The sequence below is a fragment of the Pseudomonas sp. Os17 genome (assembly GCF_001547895.1).
Lineage (GTDB): Bacteria > Pseudomonadota > Gammaproteobacteria > Pseudomonadales > Pseudomonadaceae > Aquipseudomonas.
Genome location: NZ_AP014627.1, coordinates 2,178,977 through 2,199,484 on the forward strand (window position 1 = coordinate 2,178,977; position 20,508 = coordinate 2,199,484).

Genomic DNA, 20,508 nt, shown 5'->3' on the forward strand with positions numbered 1-20,508 from the left:
CGCACGCGGCGTTGGCGGCTGGCCCGCCGACGCCGGGTCATTAATTTTTCCAGGGTGCCTTGCCCATGTTCAGACCCTTATCGATCTTTATCGGCACGCGCTACACCCGCGCCAAGCGGCGCAATCGTTTTGTCTCGTTCATTTCCATGACCTCGATGATCGGCCTCGCCCTGGGCGTGCTGGCGATGATCGTGGTGCTGTCGGTGATGAACGGCTTCCAGCGGGAGATGAGTTCGCGGATTCTCGGCATGGTGCCGCACGCCACCATCGTCGGGGTCAAGCCCATCGACGACTGGCAGCCGGTGGCCGCAGCGGCCCTGAAGAACCCGGAAGTTACCGCGGCAGTGCCCTTCACCGAGATGGAAGGCATGCTCTCCTACAAGGGCGCGATGCAACCGATCCAGATCAGCGGCATCGACCCGGCTCAGGAAGGCAAGGTCTCCATCGTCACCCAGCACATTGTCCAGGGCAGCCTGCAGGACCTGAAGCCCGGTGAGTTCGGTGTGGTCATTGGCGAGATCACCGCCCGGCGTTTTCGCTTGAATGTCGGCGACAAACTGACCCTGATCGTGCCTGAGGTGAGTAGCGCGCCAGGAGGCATTACCCCGCGCATGCAGCGTCTCAACGTTGTCGGTGTGTTCAAGGTCGGTGCCGAGCTGGATGGTTCCATGGGCCTGATCCACGTGGCCGATGCCGCCGAGATGCAGCACTGGCAGCCGAACCAGGTGCAGAGCGTGCGCCTGGCGGTCAAGGACCTGTATGCCGCGCCGCAGGTTTCGGCGGACATCGCCAAGGGCCTGGGCGCGGATTTCCGCGCCGATGACTGGACCCACACCCAGGGCAGCCTGTTCAGCGCGATGAAGATGGAAAAGACCATGATCGGCCTGCTGTTGCTGATGATCGTTGCAGTGGCGGCGTTCAACATCATCGCCACCCTGATCATGGTGGTGAACGACAAGGGCGCGGATATCGCGATCCTGCGTACCATCGGCGCCACACCGCGGCAGGTGATGGCGATCTTCATGGTCCAGGGCACGGTGATCGGGATTGTCGGCACCCTGATCGGCGGGGTGCTGGGGGTGATTGCGGCGTTGAACGTCAGCGAACTGGTGGGTTGGCTGGAGCGGATCAGCGGTCAGCAGATCTTCAGCTCCGACGTGTATTTCGTCAGCAACCTGCCTTCCGAGTTGCAGGGCGGCGATGTCGCCTTGATCTGCGGCGCCGGCTTTGTCCTGAGCTTCCTGGCCACCGTGTATCCAGCCTGGCGCGCATCCAAGGTCGAGCCGGCCCACGCCTTGCGCTACTCCTGATATTCGCTGTCGCCGGCAAGCCGGCTCCTGCCTGATGAGTGTAGGAGCCGGCTTGCCGGCGAACAGGCCCTCAATCTCTTTTCGGCAACTCGATCACAAAGCGCGTCCAACCGAGCGCCGATTCGCAACGAATCTGCCCGCCATGGGCGCGAATGATCGATTGCGTGATCGCCAGTCCCAATCCCGCATGTTCGCTGCTGCCTTCGCGCCGCGCCGGGTCCGCCCGGTAGAAACGGTCGAACAGGCGTGGCAGGGCCTCTTGGGCAATGCCTTCGCCGCTGTTCTCGACACTCAGGCTGACGTACTGGGCGCTGTCGTCGATCCGCACCTTGATCGAGCCTCCGGCCGGGGTGAAACGCAGGGCGTTGTCCAGCAGATTGGACAGCGCGCGGCGCAGCATGCTGCGGTCGCCGGCAAAGCCGGCATGGCCTTCGCGGGTCAGTTCGACCTGGACGTCTTCGGCCAGCGGCGCATAGAACTCCAGCAGCATGTCGATCTCCTGAGCCAGCTCCAGCGCTTCGCGCCTGGGGTTCAGCAGGCCGTGGTCGGCCTTGGCCAGATAGAGCATGTCGTTGACCAATTGCGCCATCCACTGCAGTTCTTCGAGGTTGCTGTGCAGGGCTTCGCGGTAATCCTCAAGCGGCCTGGGTCGGGTCAGGGTGACCTGGGTGTGGGTCAGCAGGTTTGACAGCGGCGTGCGCAGTTCATGAGCAATGTCGGCGGAAAACGCCGAGAGGCGCTGGAACGACTCTTCGAGGCGCGCGAGCATGGCGTTGAAACTGCTGGCCAGTTCAGCCAGTTCGGCGGGCATCTGTTCCTGGGGCAAGCGTTGGGTCAGGGAGTTGGCCGATACGCCGGCGGCCACCGCGCTCATGCGCCGCAATGGCCGCAGGCCGCTGCGGGCCGCCCAGGCGCCCAGCAGGGCAGTGGCCAGGGCCGACAGGCCAACGGTGAGCCAGATCAGGTACTGCATGCGCTGCAGGAAGTGCTGATGGTGGGTGATGTCCAGCAGCAAGGTCAGTTGCGGCGAGTCGCTGCGCTCGGGCCTCAGCGCTACTTCGTAGACTCGGTAGGCGGCGTCGCCCCGGCTCAGGCTGTGCAGGCCCTTGGTGTCTGCCGGGGCGGCGGGCAGGCCGGGGGCGCTGTCGAACCAGAGTTGGCCGTCGGCGCCGTGGATCCGCAACGCCAGGTCCGGCTGCCGGCTCAGTTCGTGGTGCAGTCGGCCCTGCAGCCGGGGGAAGTCCGCGGCCTGCTGGACATCCTGCAGCACACTGCGCAGGGCGATCAGTTTGCTGTCCAGCAATTGCTGGTCCAGTTCGATGAAGTGGGCCTCGCTGGCCCGGCTGAACAGTACGCCGGCCACCAGCGACACCGCCGCGGTGCAGGCGGCGAACAGCAGCGCCAGGCGTCCGCTCAGCGACAGGCGGCGCATCAGGCCTGGCGCTCTTCGAGCACATAGCCCATGCCGCGCACCGTGTGGATCAGCTTGTTCGGGTAGTCGTCATCGACCTTCAGGCGCAGACGGCGGATTGCCACTTCGATGACGTTGGTGTCGCTGTCGAAATTCATGTCCCAGACTTGGGAGGCGATCAGCGATTTGGGCAGCACTTCGCCCTGGCGCCGCAGGAGCATCTCCAGCAGGGCGAACTCCTTGGCGGTCAGGTCGATGCGTTGGCCACCGCGTTCCACCCGACGGCGGATCAGGTCCAGGCGCAGGTCCGCCAGTTGCAGGGCGGTTTCCTGGGCGCCGCTGCTGCCGCGCCGCAGCAGGCTGCGGACCCGGGCCAGCAGTTCGGAGAAGGCGAAGGGCTTGACCAGGTAGTCGTCGGCCCCCAGCTCCAGGCCATGCACCCGGTCTTCCACGGCATCTCGGGCGGTCAGGAACAGCACCGGGATTTCCAGGCCGGCACCGCGTACCGCCTGAAGGATCTGCCAGCCGTCGCGCCCTGGGAGCATCACGTCGAGAATCAGCAGGGCGTAGTCCCCGGTCAGCGCCAGGTGCTGGCCGGTGTCGCCATCGGCCACCAGTTCGACATTGAAGCCGGCTTCGCTCAGGCCCTGGCGCAGGTAGTGGCCGGTTTTCGGTTGGTCTTCGACGATCAGCAGTTTCATGGCGCGACTCATGGCTTATGGAACCCGGGCTTTATACCGTGCAGGGAGGCCGGGCAGGTCAAGCTGACAAAGTTGTAATCTGGCTGTCAGCTGACTGGCAGCGGTGGCTCGCCAGAGTGTGCCATATGCTCAAACCGGTTTTTGGAGTCTGATAATGAAAGCGCAAAATCTGCTGTTGCGAAGCCGCTCGATTCTCGGCGGCTGCCTGATGTTGTTGAGTGCGCCGCTCTGGGCCTCGCCGGCGGGGTCCTATGATTTTGGGCGGCCGGCAGCGGCAGCCACGGCCACCCGCACCGTCGAGGTGGTGATGGGCGATATGTCGTTCAGTCCCAAGGCTCTGGCGGTCAAGGCGGGCGAAACCGTGCGTTTTGTGTTGATCAACAAGGGCCAGTTGCTGCACGAGTTCAACCTGGGTGATGCGGCAATGCATGCCGAGCACCAGCAGGAAATGCTCAAGATGCAGCAAAGCGGGATGCTCACGCCCACCGCGATGCAGGCGATGGATCACTCTGCCATGGGGCACGGCTCGATGGCCGGCATGGAGCATGGAATGCAGCATGATGATCCCAACAGCGTGCTGGTGGAGCCGGGCAAGCAGGCCGAGTTGACCTGGACCTTTACCAAGAGCGGCAGCCTGGAGTTCGCCTGCAACATTCCCGGGCACTATCAAGCCGGGATGGTCGGCAAGCTGACGGTCACTCCCTGAGGGTCGGGGGCTCAAAGGCGGGAGCAAAGGCTGGTAGAATCCGCTGATTCTTCAGTCAGGTTTCCGCCATGCATCCCGCAGCCGAACATTCGCCGCTGGGCAAGTCCAGTGAATACGTCTCCACATACACTCCGTCCCTGCTGTTCCCGATTCCTCGGGCGGCGAAATGGGCCGAGCTGGGCTTGAGCGCCGATACCCTGCCTTATAAAGGTGTGGATTTCTGGAATTGCTTCGAGTTGTCCTGGCTGCTGCCGTCGGGTAAGCCGGTGGTGGCCATCGGTGAGTTCAGTATTCCTGCGGATTCGCCGAATATCATCGAGTCCAAGTCCTTCAAGCTCTACCTCAATTCGCTGAACCAGACGCCGTTCGTCGATCGGGCGGCGCTTGAAGCGACCTTGCGCGAGGACCTTTCCGCCGCGGCAGGCAAGCCGGTGGCTGTGCGTATCCGCAGCCTGGGTGAGGTCGAGGCGGAAGGTGTGGTGGCTCTGCCAGGGGTGTGCATCGACGACCTGGACATCAGCGTCGACAGCTATGAGCATCCGCGTCCGGAGCTGCTGCGGTGTGATGCCTCGCGAGTGGTTGAGGAAAGCGTGCACAGCCATCTGCTCAAGTCCAACTGCCCGGTGACCAGCCAGCCGGATTGGGGCAGCGTGGTGGTGGAGTACCGGGGAGCGGCCCTGGATCACGCCAGCCTGCTGGCCTATCTGGTGAGCTTCCGTCAGCACTCGGATTTCCATGAGCAGTGCGTGGAGCGGATTTTCCTGGACCTGCAACGTCTGCTCAAGCCGGAAAAGCTCACTGTCTACGCGCGATACGTGCGTCGTGGCGGGCTGGATATCAACCCGTACCGCAGCACTGAAACGGCGGATTTCGCCAATCAGCGACTGGTTCGCCAGTAAACAGAAGCCCCGCACACCGTGCGGGGCTTTGGTTTCAAGGGGAGGGTGTTATTGGGCGCTGCTCAGATGCCGATGTTGCCCAGGGTCTGGACGATGTTGCGCAGGGTTCCGGCGATGGCCGGGTGTTCCAGCTCGAAACGCTCCACCGCCAGATTGACGCCGTCAGCGAGGCTGGCGTCATGGGTGCTGGTCTCCAGCTTGAGTTGCAGCTCGATCTGCTGCATCAGGTCATGCAGGTTGGCGCGCTCGGCTTCCGAAAGCGGTGGGTTCTGCTCCAATTGCTCGCGCAGGGTATCGAGTTGTTCTTGCAGTTCGCGGGCAGGCATGGCGTTCTCCCTTCATTGATAGGCACAGGGATGGACCGCGCGATTGAAGCAAAGATCCATGCCCACGGCTTAGAGTAATCCACTACCAGGCGCTGTGCATGATCCTGATCAACAGGCTTATGTCAGGGCTTTTCACCCTTGAGTCGACGGTGTTCGATGTCCGCCAGGCAGGTCTGCAATTCCCCCAGGTGGTCAATCACCGAGTGCACGCCCAGGCCGAACAGCTGCACCGTGGCCTTGCCCCGTTTGAACTCGCGCTCCTGTTGGCTCAGTGCCCGCCATTCGCTGGGCGTCATGCCGCACAGCGAGCCACAGGAGGCCAGGCCTATGGTCCAGAGGCCGGCGTTGAGCCCCGACTGCAGCAGCAGTGGTTCGCCGCTGACCAGCACGCAGCCATCAAGGCGCGACACCTTGAGCGACATCAGCGCCTGCCAGCAGGCATCGGGTGCAGGCCAGTGAGCGGGGACGGCAGGGGAGGGCTTGATCCAATCCGGCAGGGCTGCGGCTAGCTCGCGGGTACTGGCAGGCGGTAGCTGCTCCAGCCATGCGCAGGGAATGCCTTGCTGTTGCAGGTGCTGCAGGGTTGCCAGGGCGCCCGGTGTGGCTTGGGCCTGTTCCGGGCCCGGCCTGTTGGAGCTGTGCAGGCGCGTATGAGCACCAAAATCCACCAGGCAGCCGCTGAGGCCGAATAGTACGGCGGTCAAGGGCGTGGCAATCTGGGGTGAGGCGTCGGCTTGGGGCATATCAACGTCCTTGAAATACCCGGCGAGGCTAGCGGGACAAGATGACATGCAGGTGACAGTCGGGTGAACGTGAGCGGTACTGGCGGTCCGGCGCGTTCAGCCTGATTGCAGTGATGCTGCCTAAACCGGCGTATCCGATTTATACTCCCGAGCCTAACCTCAGGGCATAGCCCCAAGAGAGAACAACCCAAGGAGTTTCCTGCTATGCGCTGGAGCCGTTATCTAGTTCCGCTATGTATGAGTGCCGGTGTGACGCTGGCTCCCCTGGTCGCCCAGGCGGCTGAAGAGGATCCGTGGGAGAGCATCAACCGTCCCATCTTCACCTTCAACGATACCCTCGACACTTATGCCCTGAAGCCATTGGCCCAGGGCTACCAGGCAGTCACGCCGCAGTTTCTTGAAGACGGCATCCACAACATGTTCCGCAACCTCGGTGACGTCGGCAACCTGGCCAACGACATCCTTCAGGCCAAGCCGCGTGCAGCCGGTGTGGATACGGCGCGCCTGTTGATGAACACCACCCTGGGAGTCGCGGGTTTTTTTGACGTTGGCACCAAGATGGGCCTGCAGCGCAACGATGAAGATTTCGGCCAGACCCTCGGTTACTGGGGCTTGGGCAGCGGCCCTTACGTGATGCTGCCGTTCCTGGGCCCAAGCACCTTGCGTGACGCGCCAGCCAAGTATGTGGACAGCTACACCGAACCCTATCGCTACATGAATGATATTCCTGCGCGTAACACCACTATTGGCGTGGACATCATCGATACCCGTGCCAGTCTGCTGTCCGCGGACAAGCTGATACGTGGCGACAAGTACACGTTCATTCGTAATGCCTACCTGCAGAATCGTGAATTCAAGGTCAAGGACGGTAAGGTCGAAGACGATTTCTGATCAAGCAGCTGTCCGGTAGCAACTAAAAAGGCGGCCATTGGGCCGCCTTTTTCATGGGTTAGATTTTTACTTCATTTTAAGGATTGTAAGCCCAAGTTTCTGACCGCCTCCCTCCAGCCCATTGACCCAGACCACTTCGGTCTCTGCTTCCAGTCCTCTCAAGGCTGCATGTTCGGAGTCGATACGCACGCTCAAGCGATCACCGACCTGGAATGAGCGGGGCGCCTGAACCTGCATGCCGCTGCTGGAAAGGTCGATACAGACCGCTTCAATCACCTGTCCCTGGTGGATTAGCGTGACCTCGGCATCCACCCGCATCCGGATGTAATCGCGCTTTTCACTGTAGTCACGCTGGTTTTGATTCATGGGTTCCATCCTGCGATTGAGTTGCGGTTTTGGCGGTTTTTATAACTCCCGGTGATTTGCGATGTAAAGACGTCAGGCGACCATCGGCATGAGCTTGAAACGCCCCGCGGATGGGAGTACCGTCTGCGCCTTAGAAGGGCACCTCTGGTAGGCGGGCGTGCAGGGCTGAAGGTCCTGGCTGCATTTCCAGAGTGGCTAGAAAGCGAATCCAGTAGCGTGCGCCAGGCCCCAGGCCAAGCCAGCTACGCCAACCTAATTCTGGCGCCGTTTGCCCACATGCAAAAAACCAGTGCCACGCTGCTGATAATCGATGACGACGAAGTAGTACGCGCAAGTCTCGCGGCCTATTTGGAAGACAGTGGCTTCAGCGTACTGCAGGCTGCCAACGGCCAGCAGGGTCTTCAGGTATTCCAGCACGACCATCCCGATCTGGTGATCTGCGATCTGCGCATGCCGCAGATGGGCGGTCTCGAACTGATCCGTCAAGTAACCGAGCAGTCTCCGCAAACCCCGGTGATTGTGGTTTCGGGCGCGGGCGTGATGAACGATGCAGTCGAAGCACTTCGTCTGGGGGCGGCTGACTACCTGATCAAGCCGCTGGAAGATCTGGCCGTGCTCGAGCACTCTGTGCGCCGGGCCCTTGATCGAGCGCGCCTGCTCCTGGAAAACCAGCGTTATCGGGAAAAGCTCGAAGCCGCTAATCGCGAACTTGAAGCAAGCCTCAATTTGCTTCAGGAAGACCAGAATGCCGGTCGCCAAGTGCAGATGAACATGCTGCCCACCAGCCCCTGGTCGATCGACGAATTCAATTTTGCGCACCAGATCATCCCGTCGCTGTACCTGTCGGGGGATTTCGTCGACTACTTCCGTGTCGATGAGCGTCGCGTCGCCTTCTATCTGGCGGATGTTTCCGGTCATGGCGCCTCATCAGCCTTTGTCACCGTGCTGTTGAAGTTCATGACCACGCGGCTGTTGTTCGAATCCAAGCGCAACGGCACCTTGCCGGAATTCAAGCCTTCGGAAGTGCTGGGCCATATCAACCGTGGCCTGATCAGCTGTAAGCTGGGCAAACACGTCACGATGGTCGGTGGAGTCATCGACGAGGAGACCGGTTTGTTGACCTATAGCATTGGCGGGCATTTGCCGTTGCCGGTGTTGTACACCCCGGACAGTGTGCGTTATCTGGAAGGGCGTGGTTTGCCGGTGGGCCTGTTCAACGAGGCGACCTATGAGGACCATGTTCTGGAGTTGCCGCCGGTGTTCAGCCTGACGCTGATGTCCGATGGGATTCTGGACCTTTTGTCCGAGCCTACACTCAAAGAAAAAGAAGCGGCCTTGCCCGAACGGGTGAGAGCGGCGGGCGGCAGCCTGGATGGTCTGCGGCAAGTTTTTGGATTGGCCACGCTAGGGGAGATGCCGGATGATATCGCCCTGTTAGTGTTGAGCAGGAACCTTTAATGAGTACCGGTAGAATCCAGTTCGCCGAGCAGGATGGCACCTTCGTCCTGAAGTTCATCGGTGAAGTGCGCCTGACCCTGTGTTCGGCGCTGGATGCGACTATTGAGCGGATTTTCACTGCGCTGAATTTTTCGGCGATCGTCATCGATCTCACCGAAACCCGTAGCATCGACAGCACCACCCTGGGCCTGCTGGCCAAGCTGTCGATCCTGTCACGGCAAAAAGTCGGTCTGTTGCCCACTGTCGTCACCACCCACGAAGACATTACCCGGCTGTTGCAGTCCATGGGCTTTGATCAGGTGTTCAACATCGTCGATCGTCCGATACCTTGCCCGGAATGCCTGACCGACTTGCCGTCCCAGGACCAATCCGAGGAAGTGGTGCGGATCAAGGTCCTGGAGGCGCACAAGATCCTCATGGGCCTCAATGACTCCAATCGCGAAGCGTTCCATGATCTGGTGAACGCTTTGGAGCGTCATTGATCGACTGAGGCGCTCGCGCATGAAAAAAGGGCGAACCTGTGAGGGTTCGCCCTTTTTGCATTGCTGCGAAGCTATCAGAACTTGGCTGCCAGCAGGGCTTCGAGCTTCTCCTGGTCGCGGGCGAACTGGCGAATGCCCTCGGCCAGTTTTTCGGTGGCCATGGCGTCTTCGTTGGAAGCCCAGCGGAACTGCGCTTCGTTCAGGCTCTGACGGGCCTCACCGGTCTTGCTCGGACTCAACTTGCGCTCCAGCTTGCCAGTGTCGGCGGCCAGCTTCTCGATCAGGTCCGGGCTGATGGTCAGGCGATCGCAGCCAGCCAGTTGCTCGATCTGGTTCAGGTTGCGGAAGCTGGCGCCCATGACCACGGTCTTGTAGTCATTGGCCTTGTAGTAGTTGTAGATGCGGGTAACCGACTGCACGCCAGGATCGTCGGCGCCGAGGTAATCGTTGCCGGTGGCTTTCTTGTACCAGTCGTAGATCCGTCCCACGAATGGCGAGATCAGGAACACGCCTGCTTCGGCGCAGGCAACGGCCTGGGCGAAGGAGAACAGCAAGGTCAGGTTGGTCTGGATGCCTTCGCGCTCCAGTTGCTCGGCGGCGCGGATGCCTTCCCAGGTGGAGGCGATCTTGATCAGTACCCGGTCGCGACCCACACCAGCTTTCTCATAGAGTTCGATCAGGCGATGGGCACGCTTGAGCATGGCCTCGGTGTCGAACGACAGGCGGGCATCCACTTCGGTGGAAATGCGGCCGGGAATGACCTTGAGGATCTCTTGGCCTACCGCTACGCCAAAACGATCGCTGGCCAGGCCGACATCGCCTTTGCAATCGCTGACGCAGGCGTTCAGCAGATCGGCATAGCCAGGAATGGCCGCGGCCTTGAGCAGCAGCGAGGGGTTGGTAGTGGCGTCCACCGGTTTGACCCGGGCAATGGCCTCGAAGTCGCCGGTATCGGCCACCACGGTGGTGATTTTCTTCAGTTGTTCCAGCTTGGAAGTCATGAGCGTGCTCTGTCCTATGGGTCTGGTGACATTACCCGAGCGCTGGCAGGCGCTCAAGGGCGCGAAAGGCTTGTGGTGCCGCCGGGGGCGGCGACCTGAAAACAGCTGTCTGAATGCGGGACAGATTTCAGGTTATTCAGATATCAAAAGCCGCATCAGGTTCAATCCGGTTGACGGTTAACGTCCCTCAAGCAGTTGCCCGGCCTGATCCAGCAGGCCCAATGGGTCCTGGGTCTTGTGGATATCCACCGACAACAACTGGCGGAACTTGCGTGCTCCGGGGAAGCCGGTCCCCAGTCCCAGTACATGGCGAGTGATGTGATGCATGGCGCCGCCGCTTGCCAGATGTTCGGCGATATAGGGCCGCAATTGCGCCAGCGCCTCGGCACGGGAAATCACCGGCGCGCCGCTGCCGAACAGCTGTTGGTCCACCTGGGCCAGCAGGTAGGGATTGTGATACGCCTCACGTCCCAACATCACCCCGTCAAAGGTCTGTAGATGCTCATGGCAGGCCTCCAGGGTCTTGATGCCGCCGTTGAGTATCACCTCCAACTGCGGGAAGTCCGCCTTCAATTGCGCAGCCACATCGTAGCGCAGCGGCGGAATATCCCGGTTTTCCTTGGGCGACAGCCCCTCAAGGATCGCAATGCGCGCATGCACGGTAAAACTGTTGCAACCAGCCTCATGGACCTGGCCGACGAAATCACACAGCTCGGCATAACTGTCACGGCCGTTGATGCCGATCCGATGTTTGACCGTCACTGGAATCGACACCGCATCGCGCATGGCCTTTACGCAATCGGCCACCAGTGCCGGGTGCCCCATCAGGCAGGCGCCGATCATATTGTTCTGCACCCGATCGCTAGGGCAGCCGACATTCAGGTTGACCTCGTCATAGCCATGTTCCTGGGCCATTCGTGCACAGGCCGCCAGATCCCCCGGAGTACTGCCCCCCAATTGCAGCGCCAACGGATGCTCGCTCTGGTGGTAGCGCAGAAAACGCTCATGATCACCATTGAGCAGCGCACCGGTGGTGACCATTTCGGTATAGAGCAGGGTGTGCTTGGACAACAGGCGCAAGAAGTAGCGGCAGTGGCGGTCCGTCCAATCCATCATGGGGGCAACGCTAAACCGCCGGGACAGCGTAGGGCTTGAGTTTACTGGGGCTGTAGCTGAATTCTGGACCATTTTGCTCTACGTGTTTAAGGCGTGTTCTAGGGGATAAGTGGGCGCTTTCTGAAGGGCGTTGGTTCAAGCGGCAATGGCTTTGCGCTTGTATCACCAGGCGATTGTCATGATCAGGGGCGCCAACGCACCGATGGCCGCGTCGGCTATTCGGTACAGTCAAGTGTGGTTTGCTATGGGCGCGAGTTTACCAAGAGACTCAAACCTTCGCCCGAAAACCGGCCGTTGAGGTTGTTTGTGTCGGGGGCGTGCGATTGAGGTTGCTTGCCATCTCATTCCGGAGCGCCATGTCACCAGTCCATGGCAGGACTGCAGGCATTTGCGTATGCCTTGAGTCTCTGCCTTTTCTTCACGCGGGCCTGTAACGACATGGAGGGCTTCGTCGCGATCAGTGCTAGTGGTTCAGCCACAGGCACAGATGTCCGGCTGCCACGATGCTTGCGGTGTGTTCCTTGTCTGGAAACAGGAGTGATAGCCCCGCGGAGTGGGTTCATTGCCAACGAGTTTGCCCAAACGCTCGGCCCAACTGCATCCCCCAGTGATACACCACAACAAGGCCAAACCGTACCCAAACTCCCGCCGATACCCCCCAGGACATCAGTCTCGGGTAGTCATGTCGAAAGAACTTGCCATAGAAGCGAATCATTCCACGGTGTTTGTGCCACTCGACGAACACCGGGCGTGTGCGACTGCAGGCGCCCCAGGTATGAAAGATCCTTGCCTGTGGTACGAAGCAGACCTTCCAGCCTGCCTGACGAAAACGCATGCACAGGTCCAGGTCCTCGCAGTGCAGGAAATAGCCTTCGTCCCAGCCGCCAACGCTGTCCAGGGCTGTGCGCTTGACCAGCATGCAGGCGCCGGAAATGGCTTCTACGAGTGTCGGATGCAGAGGCAGGGGCTCGCGGTGCAGGAGGTAGTCGGAGAACAGCCGCGGCGATAGCCGGGCCAGGCCCGACAGGTTGAGGGCGCGAACCACTGCTCGCCGTGGCGTGGGAAAGACCCGGCGTCCCCCGGGTTGTTCACTGCCGTCGAAATTGCACAGCAGGCCGCCGGCCATACCCAGATCAGCGGTGTGTCGCAGGACGTCGATCATTTCTTGCAGCGCCCCTGGCTGCAACACGGTGTCGGGGTTCAGGAACAGGATGTGCGTCTGTTCGCAGTGCCTGGCGCCCAGATTGCAGGCGGCGGCAAAGCCGGTGTTGGTTGAATTGCGCAGGATGATCAGGCGCTCATCAGCACTGAACCGGGTCGCGACCCGTTCCAGGCTGTCATCGTGGGAGGCGTTGTCCACCAGCACCAGTCGATTGACGCCCTGGGCTAGTACCGATAGCACGCAGTCTTGCAGCAGAAGGCCGGCGTTGTAGTTGACCACCACCACGTCACAGGATTGCGGCATGCGCCACCTCGAAGCGTTGTGCCCAGGAGTTGGCCTCGCGGAACTTCAGAGTTTCGGCCAGCGGTTCGCTGAACGCCAACGCCTGGTGGATGGCCCGCGGAATGTCGGCAAGGCCATCGCAGAGGAACACGCCTCGAATATCGCGTCTGGTGCTCATTTCGCCGAATGCCGTGCTCACCACCGGCAAACCCAGGGCCCGGTACTCGTAGTACTTGATCGGGTCGACGTAGCGGGTGATGTCATCGCGTTTGAACGGAATCAGACCGACGTCGAATTCGGTCATGGCGTGCAGGGCCGCCTCGTGGGGAAGTGTCGGAAAGCACCGGATATTGCTGGGCAGGGCGGCGGGATAAGGGCCGTGCCGGGGACCGATCAGGCGTATCTCGGCCTCAGGAAAGGCGCTGGCCAGGGTGAGCACAACATCCCAATCGAACCATTTGGCGAGGGTACCGATATAGCCGAATACGGGACGCGCAGAATTGCTCCTGGACCGAGTCAGTGGCAGGCCGGGCAGCCGCTCGCTGGCACAGCCATTGAGCAGCAGTCGTGTATTGACCTGCTGCTGCAGCCAGTAGTGCTGCAGGGTCGAGCAGGAGGTCAGAGTCGAGGTCACGGCCCTGGCGGTTTCGTGCTGGCGCTGGTGCATGGCGCGCCGTGACCAGCCGTTGTAGAACGCCGGAACGTTGTCCATGGCGTCATAGAAGCTGCCGGCAAATAGCGGTTCTTGCAGCAGTTGCAGGGCCAGTCGCGAGGGTTTGCCAATCCCCAGTTGGGTGGGGCCCTGGGCGAATTGTCTGACTTGTTGTATCAGGCCCTGCCAGAGCAGGCGGTTCAACCACCCCGAGCCGGGCAGGGGGTCTATTGGCAGCGCCCGGGGACGGATCAGGGTCAGCCAGTCGGGCAGAGGCTCATGGTCGGTGCTGAGCGGGCGTCGTCGCAACAGATCTCCCGGCACCGGCAGGCGAGTGGGGTAGGGATCGATCCACAACACTGGGGCCCGGGTCGCGATATGGAATTGCCGGACCAGTTCGTGCGGTCGCTGCGTGAAACTGTGCCAACTGACCGGTGACAGATAGACCAGTCTCATGGCTTCTCCCGGGCAACGTGAGGAATCCAGGGACGGCCCCATTTGGCTTCATAGAGGGCCTTGTTGCGCTCGAACAACAGTTGGCGCTGCTTGCCGGGCATCTGTGCGAAGGATGCTGAAAGGTGGTGATGAATGAACACGTCTTCGGCGAAGGCACAGGACAACCCCGCCTGCTCGACGCGGCGGCAATAGTCATCATCCTCGAAGAAGCCCAGGCCGAAGGCTTCGTCCAGGGGACCGACACGCTCATAGGTCGACCTGGGCATCATCACTGCAAAAAAACCGAGAGTGGCGCAGGGCACGAGCAGCCCGGCGTGGCGCCAGGTGTACTGGCGGGCGCGGATGGCCATCTCTTGCGAGTCCTGATAGTGGATGTCGATCTTCGCCTCGTTGCCGATGTTGTTGGTCACCGCTCCAATCAGTCCGAGCCCGGGGTTGCGTTGCAAGTGGCGACGCAAGGTCTGCGCCCAGCCGGCAGTGACCTGCGTGTCATTGTTGAGCAGTACCAGGAACTCGCCCCTGGCCCGAGCCAGGCCCTGGTTGTTGGCGGCGGCGAAACCTCGATTGCTGCTGTTGAGGATCAGCGTCTGTCCGCAGCTTGCGGCCCAGTGTTGGAGGAATTCGACGCTGCCGTCGCTGGAGCCGTTGTCCACGACAATGATTTCCAGCGGTAGTCCCTGAGGGTCGGCGGTCAGGCTCGCCAGGCAGTCACGGGTGAAGGCCAGGTTGTTATAGGTCACCACGATCACGCTCACCCGTGGCTGTTGTTGAGTGCCTTCGGTCAGGGGGAGCAGGGCCTGCACCCTGTGTTGCCAGGTCTGCTGCGCTGCGAAAGCCTGGCGCTGTCGAGACTCGGCGCTGCTTGCGGGTTCATGCAACGCCCGGGCGATGGCGTCGATGAAGGCGGGCCGGTCTCTGGCGATGGTGACCTGTTGCTTGAACTCGTGCAGTTCGGGGAGATCCACCGTCACCACCGGTTTACCGGCACTCAGGTACTCGTAAACCTTGACCGGATTGGTGGCCAGGGTCAGTGCCTCGATCCGGAACGGCAGGATGCCCACGTCGAACGCTTGCAGGTAGGCCGAAAGCTGCCGATACGGCACTTCGCCGATGAGCCTGACGTTGGCGTGGTGTCGCAGGCGTGCGCCTATGCGCGCGGTATCCGTGCCAATCAGCAGGACGGTGCAGTGGGGGAAGGCCTCGGCGATGGCGGCTAGCAGTTCCACGTCGAACCAATGGGCCAGCGCCCCGTAGTAGCCGATGACCGGGCCTTCGTCAGGAGCCTGATAAGGGTGTTGTGCAGGCTTGGAAAAATAGTCGAAGTCAGCCGCATTGCGTAGTACCGCCCATTGCTGGGCGGGTGTTTTCGGGACCTGTCGGTGCCAATGCTGTTCAAGCCATGCCGAGGCAAACAAGGTGAGATCGGCCGCGCCGACAAGGTTGCGTTCCAGGTCCTGCAACTCCACGGCATTGTTGCCAAACCCCTGATGCAGATCCATGCAGTCATAGACCACCCGGCTGTTGGGCAGTACCACGGCCACAGGTGTCCAGAAGGGGTGCTGGATCAGCGATACCACCCGGGGTGCGTTCGCCCAGCTCAGGAGTTCACCGATGCTGCGCCGTAGTTGGCAGGTCAGTGTTGCATCCGGTGCTCTGTGGTAAATGATCGGAGCGGTTCGGGCAAAGAGTCGTACTTCGAACAGACGCCCGCTCTGATCAAGAGGGCGCAGTGCAAAGCCGGCGCGTGGGTCGTCCTGCAAAGTACTCGAGATGTAGAACACCCGACGCCCGCCAAGGCTCAATTGCTCGGCCAAGTGCTGTGGGCGCTGGTGGCGGAAGTCCCAGTCGATGACGCCCCAGAATAGATAGTCCGGAAGGCTGTCCAGTGACTCCTGCAAGAGGCAATGGGGAGGCCGAAACAGGCTGTTGGCCAGTATGCGTTGTTGTATGGCTCGGCGTACCGGTGACCCTATCCGACGATAGATTCGGCCCAGCAAGGCTCGCAGAGCATAAGGCAGTGGCAGTCTCCGATAGAGTTTGCGCAGTGGCCTGAACAGCACCGAGGGATCAGGGAGCGACATTCCAGGCTTCCTGTCGGGTGATGTTGCAGTTGGTTGTGCCTGCGTAAGGTTCAGTCATGAGGCCCTTCATAGTCATGCAGCGGGGTCTGGTCCGCGGCTGGCCACATCGAACTCAGAGAGCCTGCACGGTAGAAGGTCACGGTCATGCTGCGGCGTGAAGTCCGGCAGTTGTCCACTACCTTCGATACGGCGTGCCATGAATGGTCGGCGCGCACCAGGACGGCTGAGTGACCTACCAGGGGTGGGATCACCGCCACCACGTCCGCGGGATCCGCCGAGCCGAGGATGTTCAGGCAGCCGCCATCGCTGATGTTCCAGGATTCGTTGAAATACAGGATGTGGGTGACCAGCTTGTCGCTCAGGTCGGGGTGAGGGCCCAGGCAAGCCTGTGGGCCATAGTGAAATACATTGATCTCCATCGGAGCTGTCCGCAGGTCCATATCGGTCAGTCTCGACATTGCCAGGCGATAGGCCTCTGAGCTCAGTTCGGCCGCGAGTTCGCGCCATGCGGGACTCAGGCCCTCTGGGTGGACAATGCGCCCGGTGCCCATTTCCACCAATTGGCGTGCCTGGTACTCATAGTCTTTTTCGCCGCCATACCCATACACCCGCTTGAAGGCGTCATGAGGGTAGGTCGTTGCCAGGGCGGCGGCGTCTTGCGCCGAGTACAGATCATTGATCTGCCCCCAGCGAAAAGGCTGATTGTGCAGCGGCCGTTTGGTGAGCATGGTCAGATCTAGCATTCTGTTCATCTTCCCAATAGGTGATTAACGTGACGTCGCAAGAACCGCAGTGGCGCGGTGATGCGAAAGGAGCTGGAGCGATACATTCGTTCGAGTTCGCCGCAGGTCTGCTCCATGAGTTGCGCTTGCTGCTGTTGTTGCTGTTTCAATCGCTCAAACTGCATGCGCAGCTCATCCAGCTCCGTTTGCTTATCCAGGCACTCTTGCCGCCAGTCCTGGTGGGTTTCCTCCAGGAGCCCTGGCAATGTCTGACAGAATTGGTCCAGTGCCTGGCGGGTCGGGCGACGGCCCTGGGCGATAAGCTGGGCCACTCGATCCCAATGGCGGTGCAACTGTTCTCGGGCCTCGATGAGGCGAGGGCAGGGCGTGCGTCGGACCAGTCGCTCCAGAAACCATTGGGGCTCGATCTCTCGAACAGCGTGCAGAGGGTAGATGCCCTGATAGTCCTGCAGGGCGGTGTACTTGCCCTGATCCAAGTTGGCCGAGCTGAAAATCGGCACCCCAAGGGACAGCGCGGTAATCGCCAGGTGATAGCTGTGGCCGATTACGCCTTGGGCATGGCCTAGAATCTCGGCCAGCAATAGCGGCTCCGGCCAGGTAGGCAGGCTCACGGCCCTTGGCAGGTCTTCGCCGAGAATCGATTCGTGATCTCCAAGCACCGGGCCTATGGGCAACAGCAGCAATTGCCACTGGGCGAACAGGGCTGAATGGGTCTTCCACAGTTGCAGAAAGCTCTCCAGACCGGTAATCGCATGCACCACCAGATAGGCTCCGTTCAAGCCAGCCTGTTCGCACAACTGGCGGTATTCGGGGCTGGGCTGCTGCAGGTCGATGAGGTTGTGCAGGCCGAACGCGGTGTCTGGCAGCACCTCGACGCTGGCCTGGTCGCTCAAGGCTGACAGGGCGGTTTGGGAGGGTGTGTCACGTACTTGCACATGGGGACTGAGCTCCAGGGTCAGCTTGACCAGGGGCACAGCCCAGGATGGAACCTTGTTGCAGTGCATGCCGGGAGCATTCCAGATCAACGGCACATTGTGTTGCAGGGCGAGCAACGCCGGTGTCAGCCAATAGCCCGTGGGGTGGTGGATCTGTGGGGTTGGTGGGTAGTACCCAGGGGCGACCATCTTGTCGAAACGAATAATGAAGCCGCCGCCTATCAGCACCCCGTCCAGAGTCCCGATCAGTTGGGGCAACTCGCTGACCGAGGTGACGTCGTAGGGCCACTGCGGTGCGGTGCGCGGGTGATAGGAGAAGGCGTGCAGGCGGACTGCGCCCAGGCGCCTGCGCAATTCCGCCTCGGCAATGAGGGGAAACAACAGATCCCCGTAGTTGGCCACGTCAAAGGTGCCGAAAATCGCCACCTGCCACGTCTTGTCGCTCATGAGCGTTCCTCGGTCAGCGGGCTTGTTTGCCGCTTCGCCGTGACGTCTTCGATGTGCATGTCGACGATCCCCAAAAAGTGCTTGTGGCCCGGCAAGGTGTCGAAGGCCAATAGGGCCACCTGTTTTTCAATCAGTTGGGAGGTCTCCTCGGTCTCGCCATCCATCAGCTTTAGCGTGATGTGATAGCGCCCGGCCGCGAGGTTGGCGGCGAAGCGCAAGCGGACCGAGGCGCGTCGCCAGCCAGCCTCGGATACATCGCTGTGCAGGGGCGTATTGATTCCGCTGACCACCAGCAGCCGGGCTTCCTGGATGGTCAGGCTGATGTTGGGGCGGGTGACGCTGTCGCTGACCAGAGTGTCGATGGCGATTTCAATCACGTCGCCATGCACGAAGCTCGAATACAACGCCCCGGTGCTGCTGAATACCGCCGAGGTGATCCGTCCTTCAGCAGTGCCGAAGGCCATGCCGCGTTCCGGGTTGAGCGGGGTCTTGGCGTTGACCTGGATCGCCCCGGCACTGGCTCGGCGGCGCTGCTCGTCGCGCATGTCCAGCAGATAGAGTTCAGCGATGGTTTCCGGCGCTCCGCTGGCGCGGATTTCACCGTCGCGCAGGTACAGGGCACGGGTGCAGAAGCGCTTGACCATGCTCATGTCATGGGACACGAACAGCAGCGTCATGCCTTGCCGAGTCAGGCAGTCGAGCCGCTCCAGGCACTTGAACTGGAACGAGGCGTCGCCGACGGCCAAGGCCTCATCGACAATCAGTATGTCCGGTTCTACGCACACCGAGACAGCGAATGCCAGGCGCACCAGCATGCCGCTGGAATAGGTCTTGGTGGGCCGATCGATGAACTCGCCGATTCCGGCAAAGGCGGTGATTTCGTCGAAGCGCGCGTCGATTTCCGCGCGTTTCAGGCCCAGTACCGCGCCGTTGAGGTAGACGTTCTCGCGGCCGCTGAACTCCGGGTTGAAGCCAGAACCCAGCTCCAGGAGGGCGGCGATACGGCCGTGGCTCGACAGGCTGCCGGTGGTGGCGCCAAGGGTGCCGCAAATCAGTTGCAGCAAGGTCGATTTGCCACTGCCGTTGCGCCCGATGATGCCCAGGGCCTCGCCTTTGCGAATGTCCAGCGACACGTCCTTTAATGCCCAGAACTCGCGATAGCGCTGTTTGCCGCGAGGCCGGAACAATTGCAGCAAGCGATCCCGTGGCTGGTCGTAGATCTGATAGCACTTGCCCAGGCCCTGAGTCCTGATCGCCAGTTCAGAGCACATCGGCAAACCCCTGGCGGCTCTTCTCGAACCACAGTCGACCCAGAATGGCCACGATGCCTGCCACCGTCAGTTGCCCCAGCCATGGACCGAAATCGGGCACCACCCCCCAGATCAGTACGTCGCGGGAAGACTCGATCACCAGGGTCAGCGGGTTCATGTACAGCCAGTGCTGGTAGGTGGCCGGCAGGGCACTCACCGGATAGAAGACTCCCGACAGCAGCATCAGAGCCGACATCAGTACGCCGATGACCTGGCCGATGTCCCGCAGGTAGACCCCGAGGGCGGACAGCAGCCATGACAGCCCCAGGGTCAACAGCACCAGAGGCAGCATGACCAGGGGAAACAGCAGGGTGGTGAGTGGCGGCAGGCCGAAGACCAGCAGGTGAAAGATCAGCCAGACGACAAAGCTCACCAGGGTCTGGAACAGCACTGCTCCGAGCATCACGCAGGGCAGGATCTGCAGGGGAAACACCACCTTCTTCACGTAATTGGCGTGGTTCAGGATCAGTCCCGGGGCTTGGACCAGGCATTCGGAAAACAGGTTGAAGACCAGCATGCCGGTGAACACCAGCAGGGCGAACTGGGGTTTCGAGTCGCTGCCGGTTTCCCAGCGCACCTTGAACAGCACGCTGAAAACGAAGGTGTAGACCAGCAGCATCAGCAGGGGATTGAGGAAGGACCACATCAGGCCGGCGATCGAGCCGCGATAGCGGCCCGCCACTTCACGCTCGATCAGGGCCAACAGCAGTTCTCGATGGCGCCAGGGCTTGAACATGAAGCGACTCAACGGGTGACTACCAATCAACTTCCACTCCTTGGTAACTCGATTTCCAGCGCTGCCTGTGTATGACCAAGAGGTTCTGATGAATGGGAGGACAGGGTACAGCGGGCTGTTTTTATGAGTTGTGTATAGACCAGGAATGCATGAGGCGATGGAGTTTTTGCGACTTTTTTGATCGGTTGCGCGCTTCATGCATCGCCCTTTGCGGCCGATAACCCCAGCGTGGGGCAGGCTACATGCACTTGCGTCGGAGCCTTGCCTGTGTTCAAACGTCACGCAAATGATGCT

Annotated in this window: 20 protein-coding genes; 6 read left to right on the plus strand and 14 right to left on the minus strand. The window is 61.1% G+C overall.

Features of this window, described 5'->3' with window-relative positions:
• Positions 1-65 precede the first annotated feature (65 nt).
• The gene (locus POS17_RS09830) at positions 66-1,310 is read left to right on the plus strand and encodes a lipoprotein-releasing ABC transporter permease subunit (protein ID WP_060838366.1); all 1,245 of its coding nucleotides are present in this window, start codon (positions 66-68) and stop codon (positions 1,308-1,310) included.
• Positions 1,311-1,380: 70 nt separating this feature from the next.
• Here POS17_RS09830 and POS17_RS09835 read toward each other — a convergent pair whose 3' ends face one another.
• Positions 1,381-2,742, minus strand: a complete 1,362-nt coding sequence (locus POS17_RS09835) for a heavy metal sensor histidine kinase (protein ID WP_060838367.1) — start codon at positions 2,740-2,742, stop codon at positions 1,381-1,383.
• Positions 2,742-3,422, minus strand: coding sequence for a heavy metal response regulator transcription factor (locus POS17_RS09840; protein ID WP_060838368.1), 681 nt, complete (start codon positions 3,420-3,422; stop codon positions 2,742-2,744). The genes POS17_RS09835 and POS17_RS09840 overlap by 1 nt, the downstream gene beginning before the upstream one ends.
• 154 nt (positions 3,423-3,576) lie before the next feature.
• On the opposite strand from POS17_RS09840, the gene copI reads away from it, so the two are divergent.
• Positions 3,577-4,128: a copper-resistant cuproprotein CopI gene (gene copI, locus POS17_RS09845; protein WP_060838369.1), complete on the plus strand. Its 552-nt coding sequence runs from the start codon at positions 3,577-3,579 to the stop codon at positions 4,126-4,128.
• A 68-nt stretch (positions 4,129-4,196) separates the two neighbouring features.
• Positions 4,197-5,027 carry an NADPH-dependent 7-cyano-7-deazaguanine reductase QueF gene (queF, locus tag POS17_RS09850; protein ID WP_060838370.1) on the plus strand — a complete coding sequence of 277 codons (831 nt, stop codon included), beginning with the start codon at positions 4,197-4,199 and terminating at the stop codon, positions 5,025-5,027.
• A gap of 62 nt (positions 5,028-5,089) precedes the next feature.
• On the opposite strand, the gene POS17_RS09855 is transcribed toward queF, so the two are convergent.
• Together POS17_RS09855 and POS17_RS09860 are read right to left on the minus strand one after the other, a co-directional pair.
• Positions 5,090-5,353: a DUF4404 family protein gene (locus POS17_RS09855; RefSeq protein ID WP_016968042.1), complete on the minus strand. Its 264-nt coding sequence runs from the start codon at positions 5,351-5,353 to the stop codon at positions 5,090-5,092.
• A 122-nt stretch (positions 5,354-5,475) separates the two neighbouring features.
• Positions 5,476-6,096, minus strand: coding sequence for a phosphatase (locus POS17_RS09860; protein ID WP_060838371.1), 621 nt, complete (start codon positions 6,094-6,096; stop codon positions 5,476-5,478).
• A gap of 204 nt (positions 6,097-6,300) precedes the next feature.
• On the opposite strand from POS17_RS09860, the gene POS17_RS09865 reads away from it, so the two are divergent.
• The gene (locus tag POS17_RS09865) at positions 6,301-6,987 is read left to right on the plus strand and encodes an MlaA family lipoprotein (protein WP_060838372.1); all 687 of its coding nucleotides are present in this window, start codon (positions 6,301-6,303) and stop codon (positions 6,985-6,987) included.
• 66 nt (positions 6,988-7,053) lie between these two features.
• Here POS17_RS09865 and POS17_RS09870 read toward each other — a convergent pair whose 3' ends face one another.
• Complete coding sequence (locus tag POS17_RS09870; RefSeq protein ID WP_060838373.1) at positions 7,054-7,353, minus strand: PilZ domain-containing protein; 300 nt, start codon at positions 7,351-7,353, stop codon at positions 7,054-7,056.
• Positions 7,354-7,629: 276 nt separating this feature from the next.
• Here POS17_RS09870 and rssB point away from each other — a divergent pair, with 276 nt between their 5' ends.
• Together rssB and rssC are read left to right on the plus strand one after the other, a co-directional pair.
• The gene (rssB, locus tag POS17_RS09875) at positions 7,630-8,811 is read left to right on the plus strand and encodes a two-component system response regulator RssB (protein ID WP_060841906.1); all 1,182 of its coding nucleotides are present in this window, start codon (positions 7,630-7,632) and stop codon (positions 8,809-8,811) included.
• Positions 8,811-9,293 (plus strand): anti-sigma factor antagonist RssC, encoded by a 483-nt coding sequence (gene rssC, locus POS17_RS09880; protein ID WP_016968051.1) that lies wholly within the window; start codon positions 8,811-8,813, stop codon positions 9,291-9,293. Before rssB ends, rssC begins: the two co-directional genes overlap by 1 nt.
• Before the next feature lie 74 nt (positions 9,294-9,367).
• Here rssC and tal read toward each other — a convergent pair whose 3' ends face one another.
• The 9 genes from tal to POS17_RS09925 form a co-directional block, all read right to left on the minus strand.
• On the minus strand, positions 9,368-10,294 hold the full coding sequence (tal, locus tag POS17_RS09885; protein WP_060838374.1) for a transaldolase: 927 nt from the start codon (positions 10,292-10,294) through the stop codon (positions 9,368-9,370).
• 177 nt (positions 10,295-10,471) lie between these two features.
• On the minus strand, positions 10,472-11,482 hold the full coding sequence (gene dusA / locus POS17_RS09890; RefSeq protein ID WP_060838375.1) for a tRNA dihydrouridine(20/20a) synthase DusA: 1,011 nt from the start codon (positions 11,480-11,482) through the stop codon (positions 10,472-10,474).
• Positions 11,483-11,969: 487 nt separating this feature from the next.
• Entirely contained in the window at positions 11,970-12,875 is a 906-nt protein-coding gene (locus POS17_RS09895; protein ID WP_060838376.1) for a glycosyltransferase family 2 protein, read from the minus strand.
• A complete protein-coding gene (locus POS17_RS09900) occupies positions 12,859-13,962 on the minus strand; it encodes a hypothetical protein (RefSeq protein ID WP_060838377.1) in 1,104 nt (367 codons plus the stop codon). Before POS17_RS09900 ends, POS17_RS09895 begins: the two co-directional genes overlap by 17 nt.
• The gene (locus POS17_RS09905; protein WP_231979017.1) at positions 13,959-15,860 is read right to left on the minus strand and encodes a glycosyltransferase; all 1,902 of its coding nucleotides are present in this window, start codon (positions 15,858-15,860) and stop codon (positions 13,959-13,961) included. Before POS17_RS09905 ends, POS17_RS09900 begins: the two co-directional genes overlap by 4 nt.
• A 233-nt stretch (positions 15,861-16,093) precedes the next feature.
• A complete protein-coding gene (locus POS17_RS09910; RefSeq protein ID WP_060838379.1) occupies positions 16,094-16,786 on the minus strand; it encodes a 2OG-Fe(II) oxygenase family protein in 693 nt (230 codons plus the stop codon).
• A gap of 5 nt (positions 16,787-16,791) precedes the next feature.
• Complete coding sequence (locus POS17_RS09915; protein WP_060838380.1) at positions 16,792-18,168, minus strand: polysaccharide pyruvyl transferase family protein; 1,377 nt, start codon at positions 18,166-18,168, stop codon at positions 16,792-16,794.
• Positions 18,165-19,439, minus strand: coding sequence for an ABC transporter ATP-binding protein (locus tag POS17_RS09920; protein ID WP_060838381.1), 1,275 nt, complete (start codon positions 19,437-19,439; stop codon positions 18,165-18,167). The genes POS17_RS09915 and POS17_RS09920 overlap by 4 nt, the downstream gene beginning before the upstream one ends.
• A complete protein-coding gene (locus tag POS17_RS09925; RefSeq protein ID WP_060838382.1) occupies positions 19,429-20,244 on the minus strand; it encodes an ABC transporter permease in 816 nt (271 codons plus the stop codon). Before POS17_RS09925 ends, POS17_RS09920 begins: the two co-directional genes overlap by 11 nt.
• Positions 20,245-20,508: the final 264 nt, after the last annotated feature.

Bases quoted from the DNA above. Each gene is read 5' to 3' on its own strand.
- POS17_RS09830 (WP_060838366.1), top strand. From the start codon at position 66: ATGTTCAGACCCTTATCGATCTTTATCGGCACGCGCTACACCCGCGCC.
- POS17_RS09835 (WP_060838367.1), bottom strand. From the start codon at position 2,742: ATGCGCCGCCTGTCGCTGAGCGGACGCCTGGCGCTGCTGTTCGCCGCC.
- POS17_RS09840 (WP_060838368.1), bottom strand. From the start codon at position 3,422: ATGAAACTGCTGATCGTCGAAGACCAACCGAAAACCGGCCACTACCTG.
- copI (WP_060838369.1), top strand. From the start codon at position 3,577: ATGAAAGCGCAAAATCTGCTGTTGCGAAGCCGCTCGATTCTCGGCGGC.
- queF (WP_060838370.1), top strand. From the start codon at position 4,197: ATGCATCCCGCAGCCGAACATTCGCCGCTGGGCAAGTCCAGTGAATAC.
- POS17_RS09855 (WP_016968042.1), bottom strand. From the start codon at position 5,353: ATGCCTGCCCGCGAACTGCAAGAACAACTCGATACCCTGCGCGAGCAA.
- POS17_RS09860 (WP_060838371.1), bottom strand. From the start codon at position 6,096: ATGCCCCAAGCCGACGCCTCACCCCAGATTGCCACGCCCTTGACCGCC.
- POS17_RS09865 (WP_060838372.1), top strand. From the start codon at position 6,301: ATGCGCTGGAGCCGTTATCTAGTTCCGCTATGTATGAGTGCCGGTGTG.
- POS17_RS09870 (WP_060838373.1), bottom strand. From the start codon at position 7,353: ATGAATCAAAACCAGCGTGACTACAGTGAAAAGCGCGATTACATCCGG.
- rssB (WP_060841906.1), top strand. From the start codon at position 7,630: ATGCAAAAAACCAGTGCCACGCTGCTGATAATCGATGACGACGAAGTA.
- rssC (WP_016968051.1), top strand. From the start codon at position 8,811: ATGAGTACCGGTAGAATCCAGTTCGCCGAGCAGGATGGCACCTTCGTC.
- tal (WP_060838374.1), bottom strand. From the start codon at position 10,294: ATGACTTCCAAGCTGGAACAACTGAAGAAAATCACCACCGTGGTGGCC.
- dusA (WP_060838375.1), bottom strand. From the start codon at position 11,482: ATGGTCCAGAATTCAGCTACAGCCCCAGTAAACTCAAGCCCTACGCTG.
- POS17_RS09895 (WP_060838376.1), bottom strand. From the start codon at position 12,875: ATGCCGCAATCCTGTGACGTGGTGGTGGTCAACTACAACGCCGGCCTT.
- POS17_RS09900 (WP_060838377.1), bottom strand. From the start codon at position 13,962: ATGAGACTGGTCTATCTGTCACCGGTCAGTTGGCACAGTTTCACGCAG.
- POS17_RS09910 (WP_060838379.1), bottom strand. From the start codon at position 16,786: ATGCTAGATCTGACCATGCTCACCAAACGGCCGCTGCACAATCAGCCT.
- POS17_RS09915 (WP_060838380.1), bottom strand. From the start codon at position 18,168: ATGAGCGACAAGACGTGGCAGGTGGCGATTTTCGGCACCTTTGACGTG.
- POS17_RS09920 (WP_060838381.1), bottom strand. From the start codon at position 19,439: ATGTGCTCTGAACTGGCGATCAGGACTCAGGGCCTGGGCAAGTGCTAT.